Source organism: Streptomyces sp. MB09-01 (assembly GCF_033794505.1).
Classification (GTDB): domain Bacteria; phylum Actinomycetota; class Actinomycetes; order Streptomycetales; family Streptomycetaceae; genus Streptomyces.
Map to the genome: position 1 here is coordinate 1 of NZ_JARAYQ010000397.1, position 5,407 is coordinate 5,407.

A 5,407-nucleotide genomic window follows, 5' to 3' on the forward strand; every position below is an offset into this window, starting at 1 on the left:
CCCCACACCCCGCCCATGGCGGCGAGCACGGCGACCAGCGGGACGTGCCAGGCCGCGCTGATCGGGTCGGCCGGCATGGGGCCGCCGGCCGCGTAGACCGTGGCGAGGGCCCCGACGGCGAGGTATCCGCAGAGCACGGCCGAGAACACGGCGCCGGTCGGCAGCACCTCCTCGTCCTCCTCGGACGCGCCCCCCAGCCGGGCGGCCCGCCGCAGGAGGAGCACGGGCAGCGCGACGAGGAGCAGCGGCGTCAGGCCGACGGGCGCGGGCACGCCGGACAGGGTCTCGTAGCGCACCAGCTCCGTCCCGTGGGCGAGCAGCCACAGCCCGGCGGCGAGGTGCAGGGCCCCGCCGGGCCCGCTGTCGGGGTAGGGGGAACTGATCCACAGCACGATGACGAGCACGGCGAGGAAGCCGAGCCCGAGTCCGGCCGCCACGGCGCCGCCCGCCACACATGCTGCGGCGGCGGGCGAACGGCGGCGCGCGCCGGCCCGCGGGGCCGCCGGCAACGAGGTCCCGCGTTCGGTCACTTGGGTCACCCCGCCATGGTGCCAACGACACGCGCTATGGGCGGGTAACAGGCGAATGTCCGTGGTGTCGCTCAATATACGTTTATGTACATTTTTGCCCAGGGCGGTCGGGTCGCGGGGAGTGTGGCATGACACGAAGCGTCGAGACGACCTCCTCATCGGCCTCGGAGCTGGGCCTGCCCGCCCCCGAGGAGCGGCGCAGGCTGCGCGAAGCGGCGGATCTGACGCACGAGCAGGTCGCGGAGGCGGTGGGCGTCACCGCGGCGACGGTCCGTTCCTGGGAAACGGGCCGCACGGACCCGCGCGGCCGCAACCGCGAGGCGTACGCGGCCTTCCTGACCGCCCTGGCGGCGCCGGCGACCGCCCCGGAGCAGGCCGACACCACGTCAGACGGGCTCGCCGGCACGGCATCCGAGGCCGGGATGCCCCGAACAGCCGAGACGGCCGAGAACGCCGAGAACACCCAGACGGCCCAGACGGCGCCGGCGGAAGGGCCCGCAGAGCCCGCAGAGCCCGTAGAGCCCGTAGAGCCCGTAGAGCCCGTAGAGCCCGTAGAGCCCGTAGAGCCCGCCGCAGAGGTTCCGGCGGAAGGCCCGGCAAGGGGACCGGCCACGGACTTCGACGCCCTCTACGACCATGCCGCCCCCGCCCTCGCCCGGCAGACCTACCTGCTCACCGGTCGCCGGACCCTCGCCCTGAAGGCCGTGGAGCGCGCGTTCACCCGTGCCTGGGCCCGGTGGCCCGAGGTGGCCACCGACCCGGATCCGGTGGGCTGGGTGCGCGCGGTCGCGTACGACTACGCCCTCTCCCCCTGGCACCGGTTCCGGCGCGCCCACCGCCGGCGGGATGCGCCCCCCGCGCATCCCGCCGACCGCATCCTGCTCGCCGCCGTGCTCGCGCTCCCCACGCGCCACCGCCGCACCGTCATGCTCTACGACGGCGTCGGCCTCGACCTGCCCGACACCGCAGCCGAGACCGAGGCCAGTACCCCCACCGCCGGCATCCGCCTCGTGCACGCGCACGCCGACCTCGCCGACCGGATCCCCGAGCTGGCCGACGTACCGCCCGAGAAGCAGTCCGCGCTGCTGCGCGACCTGTTCGCCGCGCTGCGGCCGCCCGCCCCGCTCGACCCGCGCCCGGCCGCGGCCGTACGGGGCGGCGGCGAGCGGCGCGTACGGCTGTGGAGCCGCGGGGCCCTCGGGCTGACCGCGGTGATCGCCACCGCGACCGGCTACACCGCGGTGACCGCGGCCGACCACTACGAGCCCCCGCAGGCACCCGGCCAGAGCGTCTCCGGCGTGCCGCCGCTGAGCGGCCCCCAGCAGCTCACCGCGCGGAGCCGGCAGCTCCACGACAAGCTGCGCGCCGACCCGGAGGCCGGGCCGGCCAGGATCGCCCCGAAGGGCGAATGAGAACGGGCGTGGCCCGCACCCACCGAGGGGTGCGGGCCACGCCCGTGTCCGTGCATCCGTACGTGTGACCGTACGGGGACTGCTTACTGAGCGGCGTTCAGGATCTCGCGCGCCAGCTTCGCGGTCTCGGTCGGCGTCTTGCCGACCTTGACACCGGCGGCCTCGAGGGCTTCCTTCTTGGCCTGTGCGGTGCCCGAAGAACCCGAGACGATGGCGCCGGCGTGGCCCATGGTCTTGCCCTCGGGGGCGGTGAAGCCCGCGACGTAACCGACGACCGGCTTGGTGACGTTCTTCGCGATGAAGTCCGCCGCACGCTCCTCGGCGTCGCCGCCGATCTCGCCGATCATGACGATCAGCTCGGTCTCCGGGTCGGCCTCGAAGGCCTCCAGGGCGTCGATGTGCGTGGTGCCGATGACCGGGTCGCCACCGATGCCGACGGCGGAGGTGAAGCCGATGTCACGGAGCTCGTACATCATCTGGTAGGTCAGCGTGCCGGACTTGGACACGAGACCGATCTTGCCGGGCTTGGTGATGTCGCCCGGGATGATGCCGGCGTTGGACTGGCCGGGGGTGATCAGACCCGGGCAGTTCGGGCCGATGATCCGGGTCTTGTTGCCCTTGGCGGTCGCGTACGCCCAGAAGGCGGCGGAGTCGTGCACCGCGATGCCCTCGGTGATGACGACGGCCAGCGGGATCTCGGCGTCGATCGCCTCGATCACGGCGGCCTTGGCGAAGGCCGGCGGGACGAAGAGGACGGAGACGTTGGCGCCCGTCTTCTCCATCGCCTCGGCGACGGAGCCGAAGACCGGGACCTCGGTGCCGTCGAAGTCGACGGTGGTGCCGGCCTTGCGCGGGTTCACGCCGCCGACGATGTTGGTGCCGTCAGCCAGCATCAGCTTGGTGTGCTTCATGCCCGTGGCACCGGTCATGCCCTGGACGATGACCTTGCTGTCCTTGTTGAGGAAGATAGCCATGTGAGTCTGTGACCTCTGCCCTTACTTCGCAGCCGCGAGCTCGGCGGCCTTGTCGGCCGCGCCGTCCATGGTGTCCACGCGCTGCACCAGCGGGTGGTTGGCGTCCGAGAGGATCTTGCGACCCAGCTCGGCATTGTTGCCGTCGAGACGGACGACGAGCGGCTTGGTGACCGCCTCGCCCTTCTCCTCCAGCAGGGCCAGCGCCTGGACGATGCCGTTGGCGACCTCGTCGCAGGCGGTGATGCCACCGAAGACGTTGACGAAGACGGACTTGACGTCCGGGTCGCCGAGGATGATCTCGAGACCGTTGGCCATGACGGCGGCGGAGGCGCCACCGCCGATGTCCAGGAAGTTGGCGGGCTTGACGCCACCGTGGTTCTCGCCGGCGTAGGCGACGACGTCGAGGGTGCTCATGACGAGACCCGCGCCGTTGCCGATGATGCCGACCTCACCGTCGAGCTTGACGTAGTTGAGGTTCTTCGCCTTGGCGGCGGCCTCGAGCGGGTTCGCGGCCGCGTGGTCCACGAACTCCTCGTGACCCGGCTGGCGGAACTCGGCGTTCTCGTCGAGCGAGACCTTGCCGTCGAGCGCGATGACGTCGCCGTTGGCGACCTTCGCGAGCGGGTTGACCTCGACGAGGAGCGCGTCCTCGGCGATGAAGGTCGCCCACAGGGTCACGAGGACCTCGGCGACCTTCTCCGCGACCTCGGCCGGGAACTGCGCCAGCGCGACGATCTCGCGGGCCTTCTCGATGGTCACGCCCTCGTTGGCGTTCACCGGGACCTTGGCGAGCTTCTCGGGGGTCTCCTCGGCGACCTGCTCGATGTCCATGCCGCCCGCGACCGACGCCATGGCGAGGAAGGTGCGGTTGGTGCGGTCGAGGAGGTACGAGACGTAGTACTCCTCGAGGATCTCGGGAGCCGTCTCGGCGATCATCACCTTGTGGACCGTGTGGCCCTTGATGTCCATGCCGAGGATGTCCGTCGCCCGGGCGACGGCCTCGTCCGGGGTGGCGGCCAGCTTCACGCCACCGGCCTTGCCGCGGCCGCCGACCTTCACCTGCGCCTTGACGACCGACTTGCCGCCCAGCCGCTCGGTGGCCTCGCGAGCCGCCTCAGGCGTGTCGATGACTTCACCGGCCAGCACCGGTACACCGTGCTTGGCGAAGAGGTCCCTCGCCTGGTACTCGAACAGGTCCACGCGCGTCCGTCCCTTGTCTTTTTTAAAGATTCGCAGTGATTCGCGGTTGTCTGCTATCTGCGTGGGCGTGCCGCGGAGGGCAACGTGACGGCGCTGTCACAAGGAAGGCGCACACGGTGACCGTGGACGCGGCATGTCCGTCCCGCAGGTTATCCCCGCAGGCCGTAGGTCCCTAAATCGCAGATCACACCTGAGCGGTGATACCTGTCACAGATCGCCTCACGGTTGAACTGGAAGTTCGTGTGTTCCACCGATTCACACGAGGGGCCCGGACGGGGCCGGAGCGGGGCCGTCAGGGGGTCGGCAGGGGCCGCTTCTCCAGCGCCGCGGCCATGACCTCCGGGAACAGGTCGGGGGTGCAGGCGAAGGCCGGCGCGCCGAGCGCCGCAAGGGCGGCGGCGTGCTCGCGGTCGTAGGCCGGGGCGCCCTCGTCGGACAGCGCCAGCAGGGTCACGAACTCGACCCCGGCCCCCTTCATCGCGGCGACGCGCTTGAGCATCTCGTTGCGGATGCCGCCCTCGTAGAGATCACTGATCAGGACGACGACGGTGTCGGCGGGCCGGGTGATCTTCGACTGACAGTAGGCGAGGGCGCGGTTGATGTCGGTGCCACCACCCAGTTGGGTGCCGAAGAGGACGTCGACCGGGTCGTCGAGCTGATCGGTGAGGTCCACGACGGCGGTGTCGAAGACGACGAGCCGGGTCGCGATCGAGCGCATCGAGGCCAGCACCGCGCCGAAGACGGAGGCGTAGACGACGGAGGCCGCCATCGAACCCGACTGGTCGATGCAGAGGATCACCTCCTTCTTCACCGATTGCGCCGCACGGCCGTACCCGATCAGCCGCTCGGGGACGACGGTCCGGTATTCGGGCAGGTAGTTCTTGAGGTTGGCCCGGATCGTGCGGTCCCAGTCGATGTCGTGGTGGCGGGGGCGGCTGATCCGCGCGGACCGGTCGAGGGCACCGGTCAGCGTCGCCCGGGTCCGCGCCGCGAGCTTCTTCTCCAGCTGCTCGACCACCTTGCGGACCACGGCCCGCGCCGTCTCCTTCGTCGTCTCGGGCATCGCCTTGTTCAGCGAGAGCAGCGTGCCCACGAGGTGCACGTCCGGCTCGACGGCCTCCAGCATCTCCGGTTCCAGCAGCAGCGTGGACAGGCCGAGCCGCTCGATCGCGTCGCGCTGCATCACCTGGACCACCGAACTGGGGAAGTACGTGCGGATGTCCCCGAGCCAGCGCGCCACGTTCGGTGCGGACCCGCCGAGCCCCGCCGACCGCGCCCCCGATCCCTTGCG

General features: G+C 71.1%; 5 protein-coding genes. 1 reads left to right on the forward strand and 4 read right to left on the reverse strand.

Annotation, left to right across the window (positions count from 1 at the left end; genetic code table 11):
• A partial coding sequence (locus PV721_RS40840; protein WP_319733570.1) for a DUF6350 family protein occupies positions 1 to 539 on the reverse strand: 539 nt, incomplete at its 3' end.
• Between the two features lie 119 nt (positions 540 to 658).
• Here PV721_RS40840 and PV721_RS40845 point away from each other — a divergent pair.
• Positions 659 to 1,942, forward strand: coding sequence for a helix-turn-helix domain-containing protein (locus PV721_RS40845; protein ID WP_319733572.1), 1,284 nt, complete (start codon positions 659 to 661; stop codon positions 1,940 to 1,942).
• 83 nt (positions 1,943 to 2,025) lie between these two features.
• Here PV721_RS40845 and sucD read toward each other — a convergent pair whose 3' ends face one another.
• The 3 genes from sucD to PV721_RS40860 form a co-directional block, all read right to left on the reverse strand.
• A complete protein-coding gene (gene sucD / locus PV721_RS40850; RefSeq protein WP_319733574.1) occupies positions 2,026 to 2,916 on the reverse strand; it encodes a succinate--CoA ligase subunit alpha in 891 nt (296 codons plus the stop codon).
• A 21-nt stretch (positions 2,917 to 2,937) separates the two neighbouring features.
• On the reverse strand, positions 2,938 to 4,116 hold the full coding sequence (gene sucC, locus PV721_RS40855; RefSeq protein ID WP_266626308.1) for an ADP-forming succinate--CoA ligase subunit beta: 1,179 nt from the start codon (positions 4,114 to 4,116) through the stop codon (positions 2,938 to 2,940).
• A 292-nt stretch (positions 4,117 to 4,408) separates the two neighbouring features.
• On the reverse strand, positions 4,409 to 5,407 hold a 999-nt coding region (locus PV721_RS40860; RefSeq protein ID WP_319733578.1), incomplete at its 5' end, for a VWA domain-containing protein.

Bases quoted from the DNA above. Each gene is read 5' to 3' on its own strand.
- PV721_RS40845 (WP_319733572.1), top strand. From the start codon at position 659: ATGACACGAAGCGTCGAGACGACCTCCTCATCGGCCTCGGAGCTGGGC.
- sucD (WP_319733574.1), bottom strand. From the start codon at position 2,916: ATGGCTATCTTCCTCAACAAGGACAGCAAGGTCATCGTCCAGGGCATG.